Origin of the sequence: Microvirga calopogonii (assembly GCF_003347665.1) — a bacterium.
Classification (GTDB): domain Bacteria; phylum Pseudomonadota; class Alphaproteobacteria; order Rhizobiales; family Beijerinckiaceae; genus Microvirga; species Microvirga calopogonii.
The window spans coordinates 25139-48834 of sequence record NZ_QDGA01000015.1 but is presented as its reverse complement, the minus strand read 5'-3'; the positions used below and the strand labels follow the sequence as shown (position 1 = coordinate 48834).

Annotated in this window: 21 protein-coding genes; 20 read left to right on the top strand and 1 reads right to left on the bottom strand. The window is 65.0% G+C overall.

What is annotated here, in order from left to right:
- Positions 1–78: 78 nt before the first annotated feature.
- Positions 79–762: a phage tail tape measure protein gene (locus tag DDF70_RS14080; RefSeq protein ID WP_245435488.1), complete on the top strand. Its 684-nt coding sequence runs from the start codon at positions 79–81 to the stop codon at positions 760–762.
- Between the two features lie 100 nt (positions 763–862).
- On the opposite strand, the gene DDF70_RS14075 is transcribed toward DDF70_RS14080, so the two are convergent.
- Positions 863–1108: an HP1242/YdcH family protein gene (locus DDF70_RS14075; RefSeq protein WP_114945492.1), complete on the bottom strand. Its 246-nt coding sequence runs from the start codon at positions 1106–1108 to the stop codon at positions 863–865.
- Between the two features lie 85 nt (positions 1109–1193).
- Here DDF70_RS14075 and DDF70_RS14070 point away from each other — a divergent pair, with 85 nt between their 5' ends.
- From DDF70_RS14070 to DDF70_RS13980, 19 genes are all read left to right on the top strand, one after another.
- Positions 1194–1832: a DUF2460 domain-containing protein gene (locus DDF70_RS14070; protein ID WP_114945491.1), complete on the top strand. Its 639-nt coding sequence runs from the start codon at positions 1194–1196 to the stop codon at positions 1830–1832.
- Positions 1833–2004: 172 nt separating this feature from the next.
- On the top strand, positions 2005–2895 hold the full coding sequence (locus tag DDF70_RS14065; protein WP_114945490.1) for a DUF2163 domain-containing protein: 891 nt from the start codon (positions 2005–2007) through the stop codon (positions 2893–2895).
- Between the two features lie 164 nt (positions 2896–3059).
- On the top strand, positions 3060–3488 hold the full coding sequence (locus DDF70_RS14060; protein ID WP_114945489.1) for an NlpC/P60 family protein: 429 nt from the start codon (positions 3060–3062) through the stop codon (positions 3486–3488).
- Positions 3488–7339, top strand: a complete 3852-nt coding sequence (locus DDF70_RS14055; RefSeq protein WP_114945488.1) for a baseplate multidomain protein megatron — start codon at positions 3488–3490, stop codon at positions 7337–7339. Before DDF70_RS14060 ends, DDF70_RS14055 begins: the two co-directional genes overlap by 1 nt.
- A gap of 59 nt (positions 7340–7398) precedes the next feature.
- Entirely contained in the window at positions 7399–8937 is a 1539-nt protein-coding gene (locus tag DDF70_RS14050) for a DUF2793 domain-containing protein (protein WP_114945487.1), read from the top strand.
- A 9-nt stretch (positions 8938–8946) separates the two neighbouring features.
- Entirely contained in the window at positions 8947–9546 is a 600-nt protein-coding gene (locus DDF70_RS14045) for a glycoside hydrolase family 108 protein (RefSeq protein WP_114945486.1), read from the top strand.
- Positions 9495–9704, top strand: coding sequence for a hypothetical protein (locus DDF70_RS14040; RefSeq protein ID WP_114945485.1), 210 nt, complete (start codon positions 9495–9497; stop codon positions 9702–9704). The genes DDF70_RS14045 and DDF70_RS14040 overlap by 52 nt, the downstream gene beginning before the upstream one ends.
- A gap of 95 nt (positions 9705–9799) precedes the next feature.
- A complete protein-coding gene (locus DDF70_RS14035; protein WP_162820399.1) occupies positions 9800–10114 on the top strand; it encodes a PepSY domain-containing protein in 315 nt (104 codons plus the stop codon).
- 116 nt (positions 10115–10230) lie between these two features.
- On the top strand, positions 10231–10902 hold the full coding sequence (locus tag DDF70_RS14030; RefSeq protein ID WP_114945483.1) for a response regulator transcription factor: 672 nt from the start codon (positions 10231–10233) through the stop codon (positions 10900–10902).
- A complete protein-coding gene (locus DDF70_RS14025) occupies positions 10899–12296 on the top strand; it encodes an ATP-binding protein (RefSeq protein WP_114945482.1) in 1398 nt (465 codons plus the stop codon). Before DDF70_RS14030 ends, DDF70_RS14025 begins: the two co-directional genes overlap by 4 nt.
- Before the next feature lie 65 nt (positions 12297–12361).
- The gene (gene ccmI, locus DDF70_RS14020; RefSeq protein WP_114945481.1) at positions 12362–13462 is read left to right on the top strand and encodes a c-type cytochrome biogenesis protein CcmI; all 1101 of its coding nucleotides are present in this window, start codon (positions 12362–12364) and stop codon (positions 13460–13462) included.
- Positions 13459–13917 (top strand): cytochrome c maturation protein CcmE, encoded by a 459-nt coding sequence (gene ccmE, locus DDF70_RS14015; RefSeq protein WP_114945480.1) that lies wholly within the window; start codon positions 13459–13461, stop codon positions 13915–13917. The genes ccmI and ccmE overlap by 4 nt, the downstream gene beginning before the upstream one ends.
- A gap of 28 nt (positions 13918–13945) precedes the next feature.
- Entirely contained in the window at positions 13946–15928 is a 1983-nt protein-coding gene (locus DDF70_RS14010) for a heme lyase CcmF/NrfE family subunit (RefSeq protein ID WP_114945479.1), read from the top strand.
- Between the two features lie 3 nt (positions 15929–15931).
- Positions 15932–16390 (top strand): cytochrome c-type biogenesis protein, encoded by a 459-nt coding sequence (locus DDF70_RS14005; protein WP_114945478.1) that lies wholly within the window; start codon positions 15932–15934, stop codon positions 16388–16390.
- Positions 16391–16484: 94 nt separating this feature from the next.
- Entirely contained in the window at positions 16485–16985 is a 501-nt protein-coding gene (locus DDF70_RS14000; protein WP_114945477.1) for a hypothetical protein, read from the top strand.
- Positions 16986–17111: 126 nt separating this feature from the next.
- Positions 17112–18326 carry a S1C family serine protease gene (locus tag DDF70_RS13995; RefSeq protein WP_114945476.1) on the top strand — a complete coding sequence of 405 codons (1215 nt, stop codon included), beginning with the start codon at positions 17112–17114 and terminating at the stop codon, positions 18324–18326.
- 154 nt (positions 18327–18480) lie between these two features.
- Positions 18481–19179, top strand: coding sequence for a response regulator transcription factor (locus DDF70_RS13990; RefSeq protein WP_114945475.1), 699 nt, complete (start codon positions 18481–18483; stop codon positions 19177–19179).
- A 10-nt stretch (positions 19180–19189) separates the two neighbouring features.
- Complete coding sequence (locus tag DDF70_RS13985; RefSeq protein ID WP_114945474.1) at positions 19190–20623, top strand: HAMP domain-containing sensor histidine kinase; 1434 nt, start codon at positions 19190–19192, stop codon at positions 20621–20623.
- A gap of 92 nt (positions 20624–20715) precedes the next feature.
- Positions 20716–23667: a bifunctional [glutamine synthetase] adenylyltransferase/[glutamine synthetase]-adenylyl-L-tyrosine phosphorylase gene (locus tag DDF70_RS13980; protein ID WP_114945552.1), complete on the top strand. Its 2952-nt coding sequence runs from the start codon at positions 20716–20718 to the stop codon at positions 23665–23667.
- Positions 23668–23696 lie beyond the last annotated feature (29 nt).

Here is a 23696-nt window from a genome sequence, read left to right as displayed (position 1 = left end):
AGTTTCGAAACGTAAACCGGCTCGGGCGGCTTCGACGTCGTGCAGCCAGCCGTCAAACACACTGTAAGGAGAGCAGTCGTGAAGGATCCCCTTAAACAAGAGGAAATGACCCCTGCCGAGAAGGCAGTCGATGAAGATCGCAAACGCCAGCTCAACACGCTCATTGGCCTCTCCGAAAAGTTCGGCGACTCCCTGTCCAATGCTTTCGCCAAGAATATCGCGGAAGGCAAGAAATTTTATAACGTTATAAAGTCGGTCCGCCAATCAATTGTGGAAACCGGCCTGCGCCTGGCACTTGCGCCCCTGCAGATGGCTCTCAGCCAGAGCGTGAAGGGCATGATGACGGATTCCCTACAGGGATCGCTGCCGCTCGACGGCGGTGGTCTGCTCGGCGGCCTCGTCAAGGGACTGGGCTCGATCGTCGGCTCCCTGTTCGGCGGCGGAGGCTCCGCCTTCGCCAAGGGAGGCGCGTTCTCGCGCGGCATGGTGATGCCATTCGCCCAAGGCGGGGTGATCGGCGCGCCGACCTATTTTCCGCTGGGACGCGGGCTCGGCCTCATGGGCGAGCAGGGCGCCGAGGCCGTGATGCCGCTGGCGCGCGGGCCCGATGGACGGCTCGGCGTGCGCGGCGGTGGAGGCGGGCGGCCGCTCTCCGTCACCGTGAATGTCACGACGCCCGACGCGGAGAGCTTCCGCCGTTCCGAGGCGCAGGTTTCCGCAGCACTGGCCCGGGCGGTCGCGCGCGGCCAGCGCGGGATGTAGTTTTTAGAGCAGTTTCCACTTTCGTAGAAACTGCTCTCTTTTTTGCCTTGCCGCATTTTCTGACGGTGAACCGGATCCACTTCACCGAAAAATGCTCTACTCAGCCGCCCGCACCGTCGAGCATTGCCATGATCTCGTCCTTGATCTGCAGGCGGCGGCGCTTGAGGTCTTCCTCGACCTCCTCGGGCCTGGGCTCCACCCGGGTCTCGATCCGGTGGATGGTGCGGTTCAGCTCGTCGTATTCATCATAGAGCCGCGCGAAGTGATTGTTGCTCGTCTTGAGCTGGTGGATCCGGTCGCGCTTGTCCGGAAAATCGTCCGCGAGATCGTTGGGAGCGTTGCTCATTGCCTGCCGCCTCCTTGTCGTTCGGGTTTCGCGACATCAACGCCACCCCGGCTTTTTTCGTTTCATCTTTCGAAAGGGAGGGATCATGCCCTCGGATTTCCATGAGGTCCGCTTTCCGCTCGACGTCAGCCTCGGCCGCCGGGGCGGGCCGGTGCGGCGGACCGATATCGTCACGCTGTCCTCCGGACGCGAGCACCGCAACAGCCGCTGGGCCGGGGCGCGGCGCCGCTACGATGCCGGCCTCGGCGTCAGGACCGTCGATGCGCTGCACACGGTGATCGCTTTCTTCGAGGAGCGGCGCGGTCGGCTCCACGGCTTTCGCTTTCGCGACCGAACCGATTGGCGCTCCGGCCCGCCTTCGAGCGAGCCGACGCCGCTCGACCAGCGCATCGGAACCGGCGACGGGCAAACGTCAAGCTTTCCGCTGGTGAAGGTCTACGGTTCATCCTTCGCGCCTTACAGCCGCCCCATCGCCAAGCCAGTCGGCGGGACGGTGCGGGTGGCGGTCAACGGGATCGAGCAGAGCGTCGGCACGGGCTTCAACTGCGATCCCACGACGGGCCTCGTGACCTTCATGGCCGCGCCGCTCCCTGGAGCCGTCATCACGGCAGGCTTCGCGTTCGACGTGCCGGTCCGCTTCGACACGGACGAACTCGACATCGACCTTTCCACCTTCGACGCTGGCGGCATCCCGCAGATCCCGCTGATCGAGATCGTTCCTTAAGCCACTCCGCCGGAATCCCCTGCCGGGAATGACACCCACCACGTCATCACCGGCCTTGAGCCGGTGATCCCGATCCGAAAAGCGCTGAGCCACATAGCATCGGGATGGCCGGGACAAGCCCGGCCATGACGTCGTGCGTTTTCCCAACCTTCGCATCTAAGAATAGAAATTCATGCGCACGATCCCCCCAAACCTCGCCGCCCATATGGCAGACGGGACAACGACTCTCTGCCATTGCTGGAAGCTCATCCGGCGCGACGGCACGACTTTCGGCTTCACCGATCACGACCGCGATCTTTTCTTCGGCGGCACCGTCTATGCCGCGCGAACCGGGTTGGAGGCCGCGGAAGTCACGGCCGAACTCGGCTTCGCCGTAGGCGGCGGCGAAGTGTCGGGCGCGCTCGTGTCCGCGGGGCTCACCGAAGACGATATTGCGTCGGGCCGCTACGACGATGCGAGCGTCGAAACCTGGCTCGTCAACTGGAGCCAGGTGGAGGAGCGCCTGCTCCTCGACATCGGCTCCATCGGCGAGATCCGCCGCGCCGATGGTGGCTTCGTGGCCGAGGTGAGGGGGCTCATGCACCGTTTCGACGAGGAGCGTGGACGCCTGTTCCGCGCTACATGCTCGGCCGATCTCGGCGACGAGCGATGCGGCATCAATCTCGCTTCATCCACCTATGGTGAGACCGGAACGGTCACGGCAACGGACGGCACCCTGACCCTCGCGGCATCCGGCATCGGCTTCTCGGACGGATGGTGCACGGCGGGCCAACTCACTTGGGTCAGCGGCGACAATTCAGGTCTCTCGGCGGAGATCAAGGTGCACCGCGCCATCAACGGCACGGACGAGTTCGACCTCTGGCAACGCACGCCAATGGCCATCAGGATCGGCGACACGTTCCGCGCCACGGCCGGATGCGACAAGACCCATGCCACCTGTCGGAAGAAGTTCAGGAATGCCGCGAACTTCCGCGGCTTCCCGCACATGCCCGGCAACGACTTCATCATCCGTATGCCCCAATCGGGCGAGCCGGGCCTGGATGGCGGGAGTTTTTTCAGGTGAGATTGACTTGCGGATTCGTTCTCCACGCAGCCTCATCCTGAGGAGGTCACGTGAGTGACCATCTCCAAGGACGAGGCGTCTCCAGTGCTCTCTGGAACCTCCTTCGAGACGCAGCTGTGCTGCTCCTCAGGATGAGGGCTATTTCTTTGCAAACAATTTCAATCATGTCCCAAACCCACCTCATCCTCGCCGAGGCCCGTTCGTGGATCGGTACGCCTTACCGGCATCAGGCGTCGCTCAAGGGCGTCGGCTGCGATTGCCTCGGCCTCCTGCGCGGGGTCTGGCGCGGCGTCATGGGCGCAGAGCCCGAGTTGCCGCCGCCTTACTCGCCCGATTGGGCGGAGGCCGGGGCCGATACGCTCGTGGCGGCGGCCCGAAAATACCTTGTCGAAATCGCATGCGATGAGTTCACGGCAGGCGACGTGCTGCTCTTCCGCTGGCGCGCGACCATGCCGGCCAAGCACTGCGCTATTGCGGCCTCGCCCGACAGCATGATCCACGCCCATGACGGCGCGTCGGTGGCCGAGGTCGCGTTTCATCCCTGGTGGCGGCGCCATTTGGCTTTCGCCTTTCGTTTTCCGGACATAGACTGATGGCTACAATCGTTCTTCAAACCGTCGGTGCCGCAGTCGGGGGCATGATCGGCGGACCCATCGGCGCCATGGCCGGCCGTGCGCTGGGCGGTCTCGCAGGCGCGGCTATCGACAACGCGCTGTTCAGCGGCGACAGCACCAAGCATGTGGAGGGGCCACGCCTCAAGGACATCGACGGCCTCACTTCCACGGAAGGTGCGCCGATCCCGCGGGTCTACGGCCGCGCGCGCATCGGCGGCCAGCTCATCTGGGCAACCCGGCTCGAGGAGGTGGCGAACACCGACCGCTCGAGCCAAGGCGGCAAAGGCATGGGCGGGCAGAAGACGACGACCACCAGCTATTCCTATTTCGCCAATCTCGCGGTCTGCCTATGCGAGGGGCGCATCGCCTTCATCCGCCGCGTCTGGGCCGACGGGCGCGAGCTCGACCTCAGCACCGTCACCATGCGCGTGCATGCGGGCAGCGAGACGCAAAGCGCCGACCCGTTGATCGTCGCGAAGGAAGGGGCGCAGAACGCACCGGCTTATCGCGGATTGGCCTATGTGGTGTTCGAGCGACTGCCGCTTGCGGATTTCGGCAACCGCGTGCCGCAATTCTCGTTCGAGGTGGTTCGTCCCGTCGACGGGCTCAACCGCATGATCCGCGCCGTGTGTCTCATACCCGGTGCGAGCGAGTTCGGCTACGATACGCTGCCGGTCACGCAAGTGCTCGGTCTCGGCAAGACACGGCCGGAAAATCGGCATCAGATGCAGCGCGACACCAACGTGGCGGCATCGCTGGATGCCTTGCAGGCTCTTTGCCCAAATCTCAAGCGTGTATCGTTGGTGGTGAGCTGGTTCGGCGATGATCTGCGCGCCGGATCCTGCCTCATCGAACCGCGCGTGGACGTGAAGACCAAGAGCAATGACGGCACCACATGGTCCGTGGCGGGCGTGACGCGTGCAGGCGCGAAGGCGGTATCGCTCGTGAGCGGATCGCCGGCCTATGGCGGAACGCCCTCCGACGAATCCGTCAAGCGCCTGATCGCGAACCTGAAGGCGCGCGGGCTCCAGGTGGTACTCTATCCTTTCGTGATGATGGACGTTCCCGCCGGCAACGATCTGCCGGACCCCTACGGCGGCACGGGCCAGCCGCCCTATCCCTGGCGGGGGCGCATCACCTGTCATCCCGCGCCAGGAAAGAGTGGCACCCCCGACGGAACAGCGGCGGCCGCCACGCAGGTCGAGCAATGGTTCACCCGCTCCGCAGGGTTCAACCGCATGGTCCGGCATTATGCCAACCTCGCGGAGCAGGCCGGCGGTGTTCACGGCTTCATCCTAGGTAGCGAACTCGTCGGTCTGACCCGCGTACGCTCGGCATCGGGAGTCTATCCCGCCGTCACGAGGCTCAAGGCGCTTGCGGGCGAAGTCCGCGACATCCTGCGGGCGTCCACGAAGATCGTCTATGCGGCAGACTGGACGGAATACGGCGCCCATGTTCTCGACGGCGGCGACGAGGTGCGCTTTCCTCTCGATCCGCTCTTAGCCAGCGACGACATCGATGCGGTCGGGATCGATTACTATCCGCCGATCTCGGATTGGCGCGACGGCCCCAATCATGCGGACCTGCCCGCTGCCCGCAATATCTACGACGTGGATTACCTGCGTGGGCGGCTGGGAAGCGGCGAGGCCTTCGACTGGTACTATGCGAATGCCTCGGAGCGGGCCGCGCAGACGCGGCGGCCCATCACCGACGGCGCTTACAACAAGCCCTGGATCTTCCGGGCGAAGGATCTCGTGTCCTGGTGGTCGAACCCGCATGTGGAGCGCGTGAACGGCGTCGAGACCAGCGCCACCTCCTGGCAGGCACAATCGAAGCCCATCTGGCTGACCGAGATCGGCGTTCCGGCCGTGGACAAGGGGCCGAACGGTCCGAACGTATTTCCCGATCCCAAGTCCTCGGAATCCGCCTATCCGCCGTTTTCACGAGGCGTGCGCGACGATCTTGTTCAGGCGCGCACGCTCGAAGCGATCCTGTCGCGGTTCGATCCGGCCCAGAGAGGCTTCCTCGCGGAGTACAATCCGGCATCGTCCACTTACAATGGGCGCATGGTGGACCCGGACAACGTGTTCGTATGGGCCTGGGATGCGCGACCCTTTCCGGCTTTCCCCGATTTCGACACGGTCTGGGCTGATGGCGGCAACTGGGAAACTGGCCACTGGATCACCGGCCGCATCGAGGGCGCGACGCTCGACCGGCTGATCGCGCGCATCCTGCGGGATTACGGCTTCGCCGATCCCGGTGCCATTCCGGTCGACGGTTTCGTGGACGGCTACGTGATCGACCGGCCCATGTCCGTGCGGGGTGCGGTCGAGCCTCTGCTGCGTCTCTTCGGCGTCGATGCGGTCGCGCGGGGCGGCAGCATCGCGTGGCAGGGGCGTGGCGGGCGAGCGGTCGTGCACCTGACGAAGGACGATCTCGTGCTCGGCGAAAAGGAGCCGTCGCTCAAGCTCACACGCGCCCAGGAAACCGAGCTTCCGCAGCAGGTCGAAGTCGGATTCATCGAAGGCGACACGGATTACCGCCGGGCCTCCGTGGCCTCGCGGCGGCTTTCCGGCTCGAGCCGCCGCGAGGCGAGGGCGGACAGCGCCGTCATCACCCGGCGCGCGGAGGCGCAGCGCCTCGCCGATACCTGGCTGCAGGATCTTTGGGCAGGACGTGAAGGCGCCGAGTTCGAGCTGTCGCCGCGACGGATGGATCTGGAGCCTGGCGACGTGATCGTGATTTCGACCGATGCCGGTGAGAAGCTGCATCGCATCACGCGCATCGCCGACGGTCCGACGCGCAGGATCAGCACCAGGGCCGTGGAACCCGCCGTCTTCGAGCGGCCGGGCCTGTCCGTTGAGAAACCCGTCAAACGTCCGCCGCCGGTGCCCGGCAAACCGGCCGTCGTTGTGCTCGATCTGCCCGCGGCTCTCGGCGATCCGGCGCCTCTGCAATATCTCGCCGTGGCGGCCGATCCCTGGCCCGGTGCCATGACGATTTGGCGATCCGGCAATGGGACGAGCTTCACGCCCGTCCGCGTCCTCGAGCTGCCGGCCGTGATCGGTCGTACCAAGACAGCCCTCATACCGGGACCGCTCTGGCGCTGGGATCCGTCAGGCGTGCTCGACGTGGAGATTTCCTCCGGCGCCTTGAGCTCCATCGACGACGAACCCGTCCTCGGCGGCCGGAACCTGTTCGCGCTGCAAGGACCCAACGGCCGATGGGAGATTTTGTCCGCCGCGCGTGCGGAGTTGATCGGGGAGCGCATGTACCGCCTCTCGCGGTTTCTGCGTGGCCTTGCCGGTTCCGAGCCGGAGGCCGCCCGCACCGTGCCGGCGGGCGCGCTCCTCGTCAAACTCGACGAGGCCGTGGTGCCTCTCACTGCGAGCCTGCAGGATCTGGGAGGGACCTGGCGCTACAGGATCGGTCCCTCGGGTCGGGACCACGGGGATCCTGCCGTCACCGAAGTCGTCGCAACGGTTGGGCGGGACGCTCTCAAGCCGTTCAGTCCCGTGCATGTCACGGCCCGGCGGGAACCGGGGGGCATTCGCCTCGAATGGGTGCGCCGCACCCGCCGCAACGGCGACGGCTGGGAGGCGGACGAGGTTCCGCTGGGCGAGGATGCGGAGCGCTACGAGATCGATATTCTCAAGAACGACGCCGTCGTGAGGACGCTGACCAGCGCGCAGCCGTCCATCGTCTACGGCAACGCCCAGGAGACGGCTGATTTCGGCGGCATCCAATCCACGCTCGCCCTTCGCATCGCGCAGATGAGCGCCGTGGCCGGGCGCGGTTTCGAGCGTCACGCCACGGTTACTGTTCGCTGACCTTTAGATGACACCCACCGCTAATTTTCGCATTTTCCTATCAGAGAAAAATTGATTCCATGTCGTCGACACCCCATCTCGCTCTGCCGCTCCTCGCGGCCGCGCAGGCGCAGAAGCACGTCACCCACAACGAGGCGCTCGCATCCCTCGATGCACTCGTGCAACTCGCGGTCAGGGAACGCGACCGCTCCGTCGCGCCGGCATCGCCCGCGGAGGGCGACCGGTTCCTCGTCGGAGCCGGCGCAACCGGCGCATTCGCCGATCAGGAGGGGCATGTCGCCCTATTCGATCTCGGAAGCTGGCGCTTCTTTGCGCCGAACCCGGGATGGCTCGCCTATGTGGAGGCCGAAGACCTGTTCGTCGTCTTCGACGGAAGCGAATGGAAACCGTCCGGGGCGGTTCCGGACGAAATCAACAACTTGGAACGGCTCGGAATCGGCACGGCGGCGGACGGCGTCAACCGCCTGTCGGTGAAGCTCAATGCGGCGCTCTTTACCGCGTTGGGTACAGATGAGGGCGGCACGGGCCATCTGCGCTTCGTGCTCAACAAGAGCACGGAAACCGGCGTTCTGTCTCAGCTCTATCAGCGCGCCTACAGCGGGCGTGCGGAAACGGGCCTGATCGGCAACGACGATTTCGGCATCCGCGTCTCGGCCGACGGGAGCCAGTGGCGCGATGCGCTGCTGGTGGATCACCGGACGGGCGTTGCATCCTTCCCTTGCGGGCTCGCCAACGTGCCGGGATCGAACCTTCTGATCAATGCCGCCTTTCTCGTGAACCAGCGCAAGTTTCCGGGCGGTGCTCTGAGCGCGGGACTCTATGGTTTCGACCGCTGGAAAGGCGGCCCGGGCGGCTGTACGCTCGGCCTCGCGGCGGACGGCACGATCACGCTGTCCGGCGCGCTCGAACAGGTGATCGAGGCAGGTCCTGCGGCGGCGCAGATCGGTGCCGCGAGTTTCGCGGGCGCGACCCTGACCCTCTCCGTCGAGGATCCGTCAGAGCCCCTACCGATCTTCATCGGGTCGAAGGCCGCGACGATCCCGGCGGGAGCCGGTCGCCGCTCGGTGAGCGTGACGCTCGACGGGGTCGAGACAGGCAACATCACCGTGCGGCTCCAGCCGTCGGGCACGTGCTCCTTCAGGCGCGTCAAGCTCGAGGTCGGGGCGTACGCGACACCGTGGGCGGGCACGGTGCTCGAAGTCGAGGAGTTCCGTTGCCGCCGCTATTACCAGCGACTTGCCGTGAGCGGCGGAACAGCCGGAATCCTGGGCGCTCTCGGGCAGCGCGTGGGAGCCAACAACATCGATCTCCCCTGTACCCTGCCGGTGCCGATGAGGGCCGATCCGGTGCTGGTGACCAGCGGGTTCTCGTGGTCGAACGGAACACCCGCGGGCAATCAGGTCGGCTTCTACAACAACAGCGGTGCTTCGTGGTCGAGCCTCTCGGGAGCATTGACCGTGACGGCCGTGACACCCGCGAGCCCAACCTGCATCGTCCTCAGGTTCCAGGCCAGCGCCACATTCACCGGTGTGACGGGAGCCATCGGCAACCTCTACCTGGGCAATCAGGCCTTCATCGCCCTGCAGGCGGAACTGTGAGGATCGCGCATGACTGCTTCTCCATACCGCTTCGAAAAAGCCGTCGAGCAAGTGCTGAAGCACGAGGGCGGGTTCGTGCAGCACCCCCGCGATCCAGGCGGCGCCACCAAGTTCGGCATTACCCGTGAGACGCTCTCCCGGGCAAAGAAGCGCCCGGCATCCGTTAACGACGTTCGCCGCCTGAGCCGGCGGGAGGCGATCTCCATTTACCGGCAGCTCTATTGGGACGCCGTGCGCGCCGAGGAGCTTCCACCCGGACTCGATCTCGCCGTCTTCGACCTCGCGGTCAATTCCGGCCCGGCACGGGCTGTGAAAATGCTGCAGACGGCTCTCGGAGTCGAGGCGGATGGGATCATCGGCCCGGTCACGCTGAGGGCCGCGCGCGAGGCCGATATGCCGGACGTCATTCGCCGCCTCACGAAAGCCCGCCTCGGGTTCCTCGGCCGCCTCGCCACTTGGCCCGTCTTCGGCGGGCTGGCGCAGGCGTGTCCTCGCCATCGAGCAGGAGGCTCTCCGGCTCGCATCCCTTCCATTCTCATCTTCAAGGAATGTTTGATATGTTCGAGACCAAGACCATTCTCGCCAGCCGCACCGTATGGGCCAACCTGATCGGGCTTGCGGTTCTCGTTCTCGGGTTGTTCGGCTTCGATGGGACGGCTCTCGCTACGGGGTCTTTCGAGGAGGCTCTCGTGCAGCTCGTCGCGGCGGCAAGCTTTATCGCCTCGACCGTTTTCCGGATCCTGGCTACGAAACAGATTCTGAATTAGAAGCATTTTCAGGGGGATGGGGCTGGTTTCGTGCCAGGAAATCGGCCTTCGAAGCATTCAGAATTTGTTCATTGCGGCAAGGTCATGGTCGGTTCATGCGTTTGGTTTGGCTGGTCATAGCATTATGGGGGGTAACGGGGGCGGCGTTCGCGCAGAGCCCGGCGGCTGCCCTGCAAAACTGTCTGCCGCCCCGCGAGATGCAGGAGGCCGTGGCCGCCAAGGGCGTCGTCGCACCGGCAGCCGCCGTGATGACGGCGCGGCGCCAGGTCCCGGGGGCGGACGTGGTCCGGGCCAGCCTGTGCCGCAACAGCAATGATCTTGTCTATGTGATCTCGGTCCTGCAAAAGGACGGTCGCATCGTGCAAGTGATGATCGAAGGCTCATCAGGGCGCGTGAAATCGGTCCGCTAGCGCATCGCGCGCCCAAGGGCCGCGCCAGTGAAGTGGATCCGGTTTTCACGTCCGAGCAGGGTCGTTAAAGGAATTCAGCATCGGGTCGATCCGATGCTTTAGGGGATACTCGAACCGTGCGCTTACTTGTTGTCGAGGACGATAGAACTCTCAATAAGCAGATCGTGACGGCCCTTGAACAGGCTGGCTACGCGGTCGATACCGCCATGGATGGCGAGGAGGGGCAGTTCCTCGGAGAGACCGAACCCTACGACGCGATCATCCTGGACCTCGGCCTTCCCAAGGTGGACGGAGTTTCGGTCCTGACCGCCTGGCGCCGTGAGGGGCGCAAGACCCCGGTGATCATTCTCACCGCTCGCGACCGCTGGAGCGACAAGGTCCAGGGTTTCGATGCCGGGGCCGACGACTATGTCACGAAGCCCTTCCACATGGAGGAACTTCTCGCCCGCGTCCGCGCGCTGCTGCGGCGCTCGGCGGGGCATGCCACGAGCGAGATCGCCTGCGGCCCCGTGAAGCTCGACACGCGTTCCGGTCGCGTGGCCGTGGACGGCAACCCGGTGAAGCTCACCTCCCACGAGTACCGGCTCCTCTCCTATCTCATGCACCATACGGGCCGCATCGTCTCGCGGGGCGAGCTGACAGAGCATCTCTACGATCAGGATTTCGACCGGGATTCGAACACCATCGAGGTCTTCATCGGCCGCCTGCGCAAGAAGCTCGGGGTCGACATCATCCAGACCGTCCGAGGCTTGGGCTATCTCCTCGACGCGGGCCAGACCAAGACGTGACCCGCCTGCCGCCGTTCGTGCGTCGTTTCGCCAGCCGGCCCATCGCGGTCCGGCTCGCAGTCTCCTCGGTCTTCTGGAGCTTCGTGATCCTGCTGATCGCGGGGCTCATCCTGTCGACGCTCTATCGCGACAATACGGAGCGCGCTTTCGATCAGCGGCTCCTCGTCTACGCCAACACCCTTGCCTCCAACCTTGTCGGGCCCGGGGACCCGGATCGGGATCTCGGCCCGATCGGCGATCCGCGGTTCGAGCTGCCTCTGTCCGGCTGGTACTGGCAGGTGGCTCGGCCCAACGCGGCGGCGGGCGAGATCCGTTCCTCGAAATCTTTGTTCGGCGGGCAATTGCCGAGCCTCGCTTCGGGCGACAACCGTTTCGGCCAGATCCGCCGCGGCTACGGCAAGGCACCGGACGACCGAAATCTGCGCATCATCGAACGCGACATCGATCTTGGCGAGGATGGGCGTTACATCATCCGCGTTGCCGGCCCGGCCGATGAGATCGATGTGGCCGTGCGGGATTTCATCTTCGCGCTCACCGTCACCTTCGCGCTTCTCGGAATCGGCTTAGGTTTCACGACGCTGCTGCAGATCCGCTTCGGCCTGCGACCACTCGCCAATCTCCGCAGCGCCCTCGGCGCGATCCGGCGGGGCGAGGCGGAACGGATCGTGGGCGAGTATCCCCGCGACATTTCCCCGCTCGCCAGCGAGCTGAACCTCCTTCTCGACACCAACCGCGAGATCCTCGAGCGCGCCCGTACGCAGGTCGGCAACCTCGCCCACGCGCTCAAGACCCCGCTCAGCATCATTATGAACGAGGCCGAGAACGCGCCCGAGGACGTTGCCGCCAAAGTCCGCGAGCAGGCGACGACCATGCGCGATCAGGTCAATTACTATCTCGACCGTGCTCGTGCGGCGGCGCTTGCGGGAACGCTTGGAACACTGACAGAGGCCGAGCCCGTCATCGCGGGCCTCGCGCGAACTTTCGCCAAGATCTATCGGGACAAGGACCTGGAGGTCGAGTTGGCCATCCCGTCGGATCTGCGCTTTCGCGGCGAGAAGCAGGACCTGGAGGAGATGGCCGGCAATCTCATCGACAACGCGGCCAAATGGGCCGCGCAGAAGGTGGTGGTATCGGTCGAGATCCTGCGCGACGACGACCGGCCCCGATTTCGCCTTCTCATCGACGACGACGGGCCCGGGCTACCGGAGGCGGCGCGGGAGGAGGTGCTCAAGCGCGGTCGCCGGCTCGACGAAACCAAGCCCGGCTCAGGGCTCGGCCTGTCCATCGTGAGCGACCTTGCCGCCCTTTATCGCGGCACCTTGAGGCTGGACGCCTCACCCGCGGGCGGCCTCAGGGCTATCCTCGAACTCCCCGGGGATAGGAGTTCGACTTAGGGACATTTACGCGTGACACCGTGCCACCGTCGTGCTTGAGGAGGACACGCAGTAAATAGGACTTTATGGTGATCTGGATCATTCTCCTGGCGATGACGGCGGCGGCCGTGATGGCGGTGCTTTGGCCGCTGTCGCGCCATTACGCCGTGGCAAGGCAGGTGGATCCGGACACGCAGTTCTACCGCGAGCAGATTTCCGAAATCGAGAAGGACTTGGCGCGCGGCGTTCTGCTGCCCGCCGAGGCCGAGGCCGCCAAGGCGGAAGCCGGCCGGCGCCTCCTGCGGGCGACCGGCCTGCATGGTGGGGCCATCACGGCTGTCGGAGAGCCGGCCCTGCGCCGCCGTCGCGCCGCTTCGACCCTGGCCCTGTCCATCATCCCGATCCTGGCGCTTGCGACCTATGAAATCTACGGCTCGCCGCAGTCCTTGAGCCAGCCCTCCACCGAGCAGGCGCCGCAGCAGGCCGGCAATGTCGACCTCATGACGGCTGTGGCCCAGATCGAATCCCATTTGGCGAAGAACCCGCAGGACGGCCGCGGCTGGGAAGTGATCGCTCCGGTCTACCTGCGCATGGGGCGCATCGAAGATGCCGCGAAGGCCTATGAGGCCGCGGCCCGTTATCTGCCTCCGAATGCCGACCGCTTCGCCAATTACGGCGAGGTCCTGGTGATGGCCAAGGACGGGCTCGTGTCGAGCGAGGCACAGGCGGCCTTCGAGCAGGCGGTCAAGCTCGATCCTGCATCCCCGAAAGGCCGCTTCTATCTCGCCCGCGCGGCGGTTCAGGATGGACAGGTCGAGAAGGCCAAGACGGCCTATACGGAGCTGCTGTCCTCGTCGCCGCCCAATGCTCCCTGGGTCGAGGCCGTGAAGCAGGAACTAGCCGCCCTCGGCGTCTCTCAGGCGGCGACGGGGCCTGCCGGCGAAACGCAGATCGGGCCGGAGGCGATTGCCGGCATGGTGGCGGGCCTTGCCAGCCGGCTCGAGGCTCAAGGCGGCACAGCGGAGGAATGGGCGCGACTGATGCGCTCCTATGCGGTTCTGGGCCAGCGTGATAAAGCCGTTGCCGCTGCTCGAAGCGCCAGAGAGGCATTGGCGCAGGACAATGACGCCTTGAAGACCATCGACATGATGGCGCAGGAACTGAAACTGACCGACGCTCAGCCATGACGAGAAAACAACGCCGCTTGACCCTGATCGGAGTCGCAGGATCCGTCCTGGCGATCGCGCTCGGTCTCGTGCTCTACGCCATGAACGACACGATCGTGTTCTTCAATTCCCCGGCCGACATCCAGGCGAAGAACGTGCAGCCCGGGACGCGCATCCGCCTCGGCGGTCTCGTCAAGGAAGGCTCCGTCCAGCGTGGCTCGGATCAGCAGATCAGCTTCGAGGTCATGGACGCGCAGGCCGCGATCCAGGTGAGCTACAAGGGTCTGCTGCCCGATCTGTTCCGGGAAGGGCAGGGGGTGGTGGCCGAAGGCGTACTCGTGAGTCCCGGCATGTTCCGGGCCGATTCCGTTCTCGCCAAGCATGATGAGAACTACATGCCCCGCGAGGTGGCCGACACCTTGAAGAAGCAGGGGCACTGGATGGGCGAGGCCAACGCCGCGCCCAAGACGCAGTAAGGTAACGCAGTAGCAAGGGAGATCCCTCGTGTTGGTCGAGGCCGGACATTTCGCACTCGCGCTGGCGCTTGGGTTGTCGCTGATCCAGTTCATCGTGCCGCTATGGGGCGCGCGCGCCAACGATCCCGTGCTCATGGCGGTCGCGCCGACAAGCGCCCTCGCTGTGCTGGCCTGCATCGGGTTCTCGTTTCTGGCGCTGACTTTCGCCTATCTGAACTCCGACTTCTCGGTGCTCAACGTCGTGCAGAATTCCCACTCGGCCAAGCCGCTGATCTACAAGATCTCGGGCGTGTGGGGGAACCACGAAGGTTCCATGCTGCTCTGGGTGCTGATCCTCGCCCTGTTCGGAGGCGTGGTGGCGCTTGCGAGAAACAGCATTCCCCTGCGGCTTCAGGCGAACACGCTCGCGGTGCAGGCGTCGATCACCATCGCGTTCCTGCTCTTCATTCTCACGACGTCGAACCCCTTCACCCGCGTCGTCCCGGCGCCGCTCGAAGGACAGGATCTGAACCCGCTGCTGCAGGACCCCGGCCTCGCGATCCATCCGCCGCTGCTCTACATCGGCTATGTGGGCTTTTCGATCTCGTTCGCCTTCGCCTGCGCGGCCCTGATAGACGGGCGCATCGACGCGGTCTGGGCTCGCATCGTGCGTCCCTGGACCCTCGGAGCCTGGGCATTCCTGACGCTCGGTATCGCCATGGGCTCCTACTGGGCTTATTACGAACTCGGCTGGGGCGGTTGGTGGTTCTGGGACCCGGTCGAGAATGCCTCTCTCATGCCATGGCTCGCAGGCACCGCGCTCATGCATTCCACCGTGGTGATGGAAAAGCGCGATGCCCTGAAGGTCTGGACGATCCTTCTTGCCATCCTGACCTTCTCCCTGTCGCTCCTCGGCACCTTCCTGGTCCGTTCCGGCGTTCTGACCTCCGTACATTCCTTTGCGGTGGATCCGGAGCGAGGGACGTTCATCCTCGGCATCCTGATCCTGTTCATCGGCGGATCGCTGGCGCTCTTCGCCTGGCGCGCGCCGATGCTCAAGCAGGGGGGCCTTTTCGCGCCGGTTTCCCGCGAAGGCGCGCTCGTTCTCAACAATCTCTTCCTCGCCAGCGCCTGCGCCACGGTGTTCATCGGCACCCTCTACCCACTGGCGCTGGAGGTGCTCACCGGCGAGAAGATCTCGGTCGGCGCGCCGTTCTTCAACTTCACCTTTTTGCCGCTCATCGTTCCGCTGCTTCTGCTTCTGCCGCTCGGCCAGACGCTCGCCTGGAAGCGCGGCAACTTCCTCGGTACGGCTCAGCGTCTCTATGCAGTGTTCGGCATCGGTCTCCTGGCCACCCTGGCGATGTTCGCGCTCGAGTACGGCGGGCCGGTGGCCGCGCCGCTCGGCGTTGGTCTGGGTGTCTATCTGGTGCTCGGTTCGCTCAACGAGGTCGTCACCCGGTCCTGGTCCAAGGGCACGCCCATGGCGGTTGCCTGGCGAAAAGCGCGTGGCCTGCCGCGCTCGGCCTGGGGAACGACGATCGCTCATGCAGGTGTGGGGCTGACGGTCATCGGTATTGCCGCGACGGCCTGGGGCGTCGAGGCCATCGGCAGCTTGAAGCCGGGCGAGCGGCTCAAGGCGGGGAACTACGAGGTACGGCTCGAACGGGTCCTTCCACGCGTCGAGGCCAACTATCGCGAGGACGTAGCGCTCCTGACGGTCTTCGGCTCCGGCCGCGAGCTCGGGACGCTCGAGACCATGAAGCGGCTGTATGTGACCCGTGGCATGCCGACGACGGAAGCGGGCATCATGACCATCGGACTCGGTCAGGTCTATGCAAGTGTCGGCGAGATCCAGGCGGACGGGTCTATCGGCATGAGGCTCTATTACAAGCCGCTGGTCCTGCTGATCTGGATCGGCTCCCTCGTGATGGCTGCGGGCGGTGCCCTGTCGCTCACGGATCGGCGCCTGCGCATCGGCGCGCCGGCCCGCGCGAAGGTCGTGCCGCCGACTGCCGTCCCCGCGGAGTAGGCCATGCGTTTCGTTCTCGCCTTCCTCGCTGCCCTCCTGTTCAGCAGCTCCGCCTTCGCCGTGCAACCCGACGAAGTGCTCAAGGATCCGGCGCTGGAGAAGCGCGCCCGCGAGATTTCGTCAGGCCTGCGCTGCCTCGTCTGCCAGAATCAGTCGATCGACGATTCCGACGCTCAGCTCGCCAAGGACCTTCGGCTGCTGGTGCGCGAGCGTCTGGTGGCGGGTGACACGGACGCTCAGGTGCGCGACTTTCTCGTGCAGCGCTACGGCGAATTCGTGCTGCTGAGGCCCACCTTCGGCACGCATACGCTGCTGCTCTGGCTGACCCCCGCTCTCGTCCTGGTTCTCGGCGGCATCGGCGCCTACGTAGCCATGCGACGTCGCCCGCGTCCCGCCACCGCGCTCGATGCCGAGGAGCAGAAGGCGCTGGACGATCTGCTCAAGAGGGATCAGAGCGCTTGAAGCCACGCCGCAGGCGCGGCCGGAAAAAGCTGCCTCGAAGAGGCTGCATGCCTCGTGTTAAGCATGTCCGGTCCTTTGTGGTGATCAGGCCATTATGTCGCGGCGCCAAGCTTGGCAGCGGCTGATATCCGACCTTTACATCTCCCGATATTCCCCTGCGAAAGGTACGGTCGTGAAGCTTGCGGCCTACGGATTGTGTCTGATCCTTCTTGCTCTGCCTTCCGCCGCCCGATCGAGCGAAAATCTCGCCGACAAACGCGAGGCATGCCGCATCGAGGCGAGAAGCCGCATCGTGCCCAAGGGCAAGATCGGGGTGGACGATTACCGCCGCCTCGTCGAACGCCGCGCGGCCTATGTCACGCGATGCATCGACCGGACTGTCGTGGCGAGCAGCACCGCTCCGCTCCCGCCACAAAGGGTGCTTGACGATGCGCCGGCCGACGGACAGCTTGCCGCCGCTTCGAGCCTCGGCAAGGCCCGCCACAAGGCTGAGCGTGCGAAACCACATAGGACGAGGGCGGCCTCGGTGAGGACGCCCAAGGCCACGAAGGCAAGGGCCGGAAAGGTCAGGCCACCGTCTCGCAGGAAGCGGTGAACCGGCCGGGTGGCTTCTCCTGAAACCTTACCAACAATTCATCTTCGGGTGAGAGTACCGTAAGGCTTGAACCCCCATCTTGCTCTCATGACGAACCAACAAGAGTTCTTCGAGGAGAGACAAGACATGTTGGACAAGGTTTCCGCTCCCGCCCGCAACCGCACCACGAAATGGCTCGGCGCAGTCGCCGTAGCCGCGATCATCGCGGGCGGCGCCGTCGAAAGCGGTCTGGTTGCTCCCAATCCCGCCCATGCCGAGCTGCGCTCGATGGCACAGCCGATGCAGGGCATGCCGTCCTTCGCCGATATGATCGACCGGGTGAAGCCCGCCGTCGTCGCCGTGAAGGTCAAGGTGCAGAACGTGGCCGACCAGGGCGACGACGAGGACGGCCAGCAGTTCTCGATGCCCGATTTCCCGCCCGGCAGCCCGATGGAGCGCTTCTTCCGCCAGTTCCGCGATCAGCAGATGCCCGGCCGCGGCGACCGGGGTGACCGCCAGCAGCGTCCGCGCCAGTTCGGGCAGGCCCTCGGCTCCGGCTTTTTCATCTCGGCCGACGGCTATGTGGTGACGAACAATCACGTGGTCGAGAACGGCTCCCAGGTCACCGTGACCATGGATGACGGCAAGGAGCTGAACGCCAAGGTGATCGGCACCGATCCGAAGACGGACCTCGCGCTGCTGAAGGTCGAAGGCAACGACTTCCCCTATGTGCGCCTCGCCCCGCAGAAGGCCCGCATCGGTGACTGGGTCCTGGCCGTGGGCAACCCGTTCGGCCTCGGCGGCACCGTGACGGCCGGCATCGTTTCGGCCCAGCACCGCGACATCGGTTCCGGTCCCTACGACGACTTCATCCAGATCGACGCGCCCGTGAACAAGGGCAACTCGGGCGGACCGACGTTCAATCTCTCGGGCGAGGTCGTGGGCGTGAATACGGCGATCTACTCGCCGTCCGGCGGCAGCGTCGGCATCGCCTTCGCCATCCCGGCGAGCACCGTCGAGCAGGTCGTCGCCTCGCTCAAGGACAAGGGCTCCGTAACCCGCGGCTTCATCGGTGTTCAGATGCAGCCGGTGACCAAGGAGATCGCGGAGGCGATCGGCCTCAAGGAGCCCAAGGGTGCCCTCGTGGCCGAGGCCTTGAAGGACAGCCCAGCTGCCAAGGCGGGCGTCCAGACCGGCGATACCATCATTGCGGTCGACGGCGAGCCGATCAAGGAGGCCAAGGACCTTTCGCGGAGGATCGCGAACGTGGCCCCCGGCAAGTCCGTGTCGCTCACCCTCTGGCGTCAGGGCAAGGAGCGGACCGTGACCCTCGAGGTCGGGAGCCAGCCCAAGGGCGCCTGATCCGGCGCGCCTGATCCACACTAAGAGTAAAAGGCACCGGGCTTTGTAGTTGATCGCCCCCCGCACCTGGTGTCTTCTGCCCACGGCAGGCTGGCCTCTTCCCCTCCAGGGCCGGCCTGCCGTCGGGCATTTTGATGCGTTTGTAAGTAGGCTCATGCGGATTCTCATCATCGAGGACGACAAAGAGGCGGCCTCCTACCTCGTGAAGGCGTTTCGCGAAGCGGGCCATGTGGCGGACCATGCCGCCGATGGGCTCGACGGCTACGCCTTGGCGGAGGAGGGGGATTACGACGTGCTCGTGGTCGACCGCATGCTGCCCAAGCTCGACGGCCTCTCCCTGATCCGCTCCTTACGCGAGCAGCGGGTCGAGACGCCCGTCCTCATCCTGTCCGCCCTGGGACAGGTCGACGACCGCGTGAAGGGCCTGCGCGCGGGCGGGGACGATTATCTCCCCAAACCCTATGCCTTCTCCGAACTTCTGGCCCGTGTCGAGGTGCTCTCGCGCCGCCGGGCATCAACCCCCAATACCGAGCCGACGCTCTATCGTATCGCCGATCTCGAACTCGACCGCCTGTCGCACCGTGTGACGCGTTCGGGTCAGGAGATCGTGCTGCAGCCGCGCGAGTTCCGGCTGCTCGAATACCTGATGAAGAACGCCAACCAGGTGGTCACCCGCACCATGCTCCTGGAGCATGTGTGGGATTATCACTTCGACCCGCAGACGAACGTGATCGACGTTCACGTCTCGCGGCTACGCGCCAAGATCGACAAGGGCTTCGACAAGCCGCTGATCCACACGATCCGCGGTACCGGTTATATGGTGCGCGTGGGACAGGAGGGCGACGAGGAATGAGCGTGCCGCGATGAACGCTTCCATGAGTGCCCTCGGCAAGCTCGTCCGGACGACCGCCTTCAAGCTGTCCTTCGCCTATCTGCTCATCTTCACCATCTTTGCCTTCGTGGGCTTGGGCTATGTGGCCTGGAACGCCCAGCGGCTCCTTACCGACCAGTTCGTGTCCACCATCGAGAGCGAGATCAACAGCCTTTCCGACCAATACAGGTTCGGCGGCTTGCGCCGTCTCGTGAACATCGTCGAGCGGCGCTCGCGGGCGCCAGGCGCGATGCTGTATCTCGTGACGACGGAAGCCGGCGAGAGGGTTGTGGGCAATGTGGGCGCCCTGCCGCCAGGCGTCATCGGCCGCACAGGGCAGTTCGAGACGCTTTACAACCGCACGGACGAAACCGAGGCGCGGCCCGACATGGCCATCGTGCGCGTCTATCTTCTCCCCGGCGGGTTCAGGCTTCTCGTGGGCCGGGACATCGAGGAGCGCAGGCGGCTTCAGGAGGTCATCTATCGCGCCTTCGGATATTCGCTGCTCTTCATCGTCGTGCTCGGCTGTGTCGGCGGCTGGTTCATCACGAGGCGCGTCCTGAAGCGCGTCGACGACATGACCGAGATCACGCGCCACATCATGACGGGCGATCTGGGAGGGCGGCTGAAGATCGCAGGAACCGGCGACGAACTCGACCGTCTCGCCCAGAACCTCAATGACATGCTGGATCGTATCGGCGAACTGATGCGCGGCATGCGGGAGGTCTCGGACAACATCGCCCACGATTTGAAGACCCCTCTGACACGCCTGCGCAACAAGGCGGACGAGGCCCTGCGCACCGCGAGCACGCCCGATGAGCTGAAGTCGGCTCTGGAAGCCACCATCGAGGAAAGCGACAACCTCATCCGCATTTTCAACGCGCTGCTCATGATTGCGCGCCTAGAGGCGGGAAATGCCCGCGATGAGTTGGCGGATTTCGATGCCGCCGAGGCGGTGCGGGACGTAGCGGAACTCTACGACGCGCTGGCGGACGAGGCCGGCGTGTCGCTTGAAGTTTCCGTCGAAGACGACCTTCCGATCCACGGCAGCCGCGAGCTCTTGGGCCAAGCCATGGCGAACCTTCTCGACAACGCCTTGAAATATGGCGCCTCGGCCGGCGGTACTCGTCAGGCGATCAGCGTGACGGCCCAGCGGAGCGACGGGGACGTGCGGATCGTCGTGGCCGACCGTGGTCCCGGCATCCCGGAAGTGGAACGAGGGCGCGTCCTTGAACGTTTCGTGCGCCTTGAGACGGCCCGTTCGCGACCTGGTTTCGGCCTCGGCCTCAGCTTGGCCGCCGCCGTTGCCCGCCTTCATGGCGGAACCCTGCTGCTGGAGGACAATGAACCTGGTCTTCGGGTCATCCTCGCATTGCCCCTGAAGGCCACCGAACTCCCGCAAGCACCCCTGCAATCGGCGGCCTGACTCATCAAGCGTGACCCTACCGGCACTTTTCGGTTGCCTCCGGCTCTCCGGCGTGAACACTCAGGGCCATCGCAGCACCCGATGGATTGGCCGTGCAGGACCAGACGAACTCACTTCTCGACCGCCTGACAAAGGCTCCTTTGGTTGCCGACACCAAGCGCGCGAAGGCGCAATTGGCCGATTTCATCAAACGCGTCCGGGAGGAGCCCGAGGCCGAGGGACTGCTGAGGCATCTCGAAAGCGGCCTATTACGCGATCTCCTCCTGGCCCTGTCCGATCATTCCCCATTCCTCTGGCAGCTTGTCGTCAACGATCCGGCCCGGATGACGAGGCTCGCCTTCGAGCCGCCTGAGGGATCACATCGTGCCATCGTCGATAACCAGTCCAATCTTTTCCGGCAGGTGCGCTCCGGCGCGATGACGCGGATGGAAGCGGTGCGCGCCTTCAGGCAGAACCGCAATGCCCACGCGCTACTCGTGGCTCTCGCCGACATCGCTGGCCTCTGGAGCACGGAAGAGGTCACGCAGGCCCTGTCCGATTTCGCCGATGCCTCAGTGGTCGGCGGGGTGAACCTGGTGCTGACCGAGACGGCCGATCTCGGCCGCATCAACCTCAAGAACCCCGACGCTCCCGGGGAGGGGGCCGGCTTCACCGTCCTGGCGCTCGGCAAGCACGGCGCGGGAGAGCTCAACTATTCCAGCGACATCGACCTCGTCATCTTCTTCGATCCCGAGACGACGGTGCTGAAGGACAGTTCCGAGGCGGCAACGATCTATACACGGATTGCCCAGCAACTCGCCAAGCTCCTGCAGGAGCGCACTGCCGATGGCTATGTGCATCGCGTCGATTATCGCCTGCGTCCCGATCCGGGCTCGACCCCGACGGCCGTCTCGCTGTCGTCGGCCTATGTCTATTACGAGACGGTCGGGCAGAACTGGGAACGTGCGGCCTTCATCAAGGCGCGGCCCGTGGCAGGAGATCTCGCGCTGGGCGAAACCTTCCTGAAGGAGCTTCGCCCCTTCATCTGGCGCAAGTATTTCGACTTCGCCTCCATCGCCGACGTGCATGCCATGAAGCGGCAGATCCATGCGGTGCGAGGGCATGACGAGATCGCGGTCGCCGGGCACGACATCAAGCTCGGACGCGGCGGTATCCGCGAGATCGAGTTTTTCGTGCAGACGCAGCAGCTCGTCTTCGGTGGTCGCCGTCCGAATCTGCGGGGCCGCCGCACCCTCGACATGCTCAAGGCCCTGCACGACGAGAGCTGGATCACCGCCAAGGCGCGCGATGAATTGTCCGAGGCCTATCGTTTCCTGCGCACTATCGAGCACCGGCTGCAGATGGTGGCGGACGAGCAGACGCAGCGCCTGCCGTCGGACGAGGAGCAGTTGAAGCGCTTCGCCAAGTTCTGCGGCTATCCCACCTTGAAGGCGTTCGCGAATGCTCTCACGGATCAGGCGAAGATCGTGCAGGGGCATTACGCACTTCTCTTCGAGGAAGGGCCTGAACTCGCCTCCGATGTCGGCAGCCTCGTCTTCACGGGAACGGCCGACGATCCGGAGACCCTTTCCACGCTTCAACGCCTGGGCTTTCGTGAGCCCGAGCGTGTGGCGGAAACGGTGCGCGGTTGGCATTTCGGCCGCCGTCCCGCGATCCAGAGCGCGCGTGCCCGCGAGGTGCTCACCGAACTGACCCCGGCGCTATTGTCTGCACTCGGGGGCACCGCCGATCCGGACGGAGCACTCGCGGCTCTCGACCGGGCCTTCGGCCGCATGCCGGCTGCCGTCGAGCTTCTTACCATCCTGCAATCGCACGACCGCCTGCGACTTCTCTTCGCGGATCTCCTCGGGACGGCGCCGCGCCTTGCCGATACGGTCGCCCAATCGCCGCACGTGCTCGATGCGCTGATCGATCCCGCCTTCGGGACCCCCACCACCGACGATGAAGCCATCGAAAGCCAGGTGAGACAGCTCATCGGTCCGGTGCGCGATTTCGAGGATTTCCTCGATCGTATCCGCGATGCGGCGCGCCAGATGCGTTTCGTGACCGGAGCCCGCCTCCTCTCCGGCGTCCTGTCTCCCGCTCAGGCGGGGGAGGCTTACGCGGCGATTGCCCGCGCGGTCATTCGCGCGTCGTTCGACGAAGTCCGCCGCGTTTTCGAGAGCGAGCACGGCACCGTGCCGGGCGCCAGAGTGGCGATCCTCGGCCTGGGGCGGCTCGGCAGCCGCGAACTCACCGCAGGCTCCGATCTCGACCTCGTGGTGATCTACGATTTTGACGAGACCGCTCGTGAAAGCAGCGGACCACGCAGCCTCGATGCCGTCGTGTACTACACGCGCCTCACGCAGCGTCTCGTCTCTGCGCTCACCGTGCCGACGCGGCGCGGCCTGCTCTACGAGGTGGATCTGCGCCTCCGTCCGCAGGGCGGAAAGGGACCCGTTGCTTCGCAGTTCAAGGGCTTCGTGAACTATCAGAAAACCGAAGCGGATCTCTGGGAACACATGGCGCTCACCCGTGCGCGCGTCCTGGCCGGAGATAAGGAGTTCGGCGACGAGGTCTCCAATGCCGTGAGGAACATCGTCGCCGAAAAGCGCGATCCGAAACAGGTGTTCAAGGATGTGCGCACCATGCGCGAGCTGATCGCGCAGGAGAAGGGAGATGCGGATCCATGGGACCTGAAGCTCGCCCGAGGCGGGCTCACCGACCTCGACTTCATCGCGCAGGGCCTTGTTCTCTCCTACGGTGCCGCGCACCCGTCACTGATCGGGCAGGCGGCTGAGGGAGCTTTTGCAACGGCGCAAGTTGAAGGCTTGCTCGATACGGAGGACGCCCGGGCATTGATCGACGCGCACAAGCTCTTCAACGATGTTTTTCAGTGGCAGCGGCTGACGATCGAAGGCCGCTTCGACGCCGAGACGGCGCCGAAGCCGATCCTGAAAAGGCTGTCGACAGTGGCGGGGCTGCCGAACGAAACCGTCTTGCTGTCGCATCTCACCGACACGTACCGGCAGGTGACGGAGATCTACAGGGCCGTACTGAAGTAGGTGATTGCCCTCGCCCTGTTCCGGATCGC

Coding starts and splice junctions, on each gene's coding strand:
- DDF70_RS14070 (WP_114945491.1), top strand. CDS start 1,194: ATGCCCTCGGATTTCCATGAGGTCCGCTTTCCGCTCGACGTCAGCCTC.
- ccmI (WP_114945481.1), top strand. CDS start 12,362: ATGGTGATCTGGATCATTCTCCTGGCGATGACGGCGGCGGCCGTGATG.
- DDF70_RS13990 (WP_114945475.1), top strand. CDS start 18,481: ATGCGGATTCTCATCATCGAGGACGACAAAGAGGCGGCCTCCTACCTC.
- DDF70_RS14075 (WP_114945492.1), bottom strand. CDS start 1,108: ATGAGCAACGCTCCCAACGATCTCGCGGACGATTTTCCGGACAAGCGC.
- DDF70_RS14035 (WP_162820399.1), top strand. CDS start 9,800: ATGCGTTTGGTTTGGCTGGTCATAGCATTATGGGGGGTAACGGGGGCG.
- DDF70_RS14005 (WP_114945478.1), top strand. CDS start 15,932: ATGCGTTTCGTTCTCGCCTTCCTCGCTGCCCTCCTGTTCAGCAGCTCC.
- DDF70_RS14045 (WP_114945486.1), top strand. CDS start 8,947: ATGACTGCTTCTCCATACCGCTTCGAAAAAGCCGTCGAGCAAGTGCTG.
- DDF70_RS14050 (WP_114945487.1), top strand. CDS start 7,399: ATGTCGTCGACACCCCATCTCGCTCTGCCGCTCCTCGCGGCCGCGCAG.
- DDF70_RS14000 (WP_114945477.1), top strand. CDS start 16,485: ATGTCGCGGCGCCAAGCTTGGCAGCGGCTGATATCCGACCTTTACATC.
- DDF70_RS14065 (WP_114945490.1), top strand. CDS start 2,005: ATGCGCACGATCCCCCCAAACCTCGCCGCCCATATGGCAGACGGGACA.
- DDF70_RS13995 (WP_114945476.1), top strand. CDS start 17,112: ATGTTGGACAAGGTTTCCGCTCCCGCCCGCAACCGCACCACGAAATGG.
- DDF70_RS13985 (WP_114945474.1), top strand. CDS start 19,190: ATGAACGCTTCCATGAGTGCCCTCGGCAAGCTCGTCCGGACGACCGCC.
- DDF70_RS14060 (WP_114945489.1), top strand. CDS start 3,060: ATGTCCCAAACCCACCTCATCCTCGCCGAGGCCCGTTCGTGGATCGGT.
- ccmE (WP_114945480.1), top strand. CDS start 13,459: ATGACGAGAAAACAACGCCGCTTGACCCTGATCGGAGTCGCAGGATCC.
- DDF70_RS14040 (WP_114945485.1), top strand. CDS start 9,495: ATGTTCGAGACCAAGACCATTCTCGCCAGCCGCACCGTATGGGCCAAC.
- DDF70_RS14055 (WP_114945488.1), top strand. CDS start 3,488: ATGGCTACAATCGTTCTTCAAACCGTCGGTGCCGCAGTCGGGGGCATG.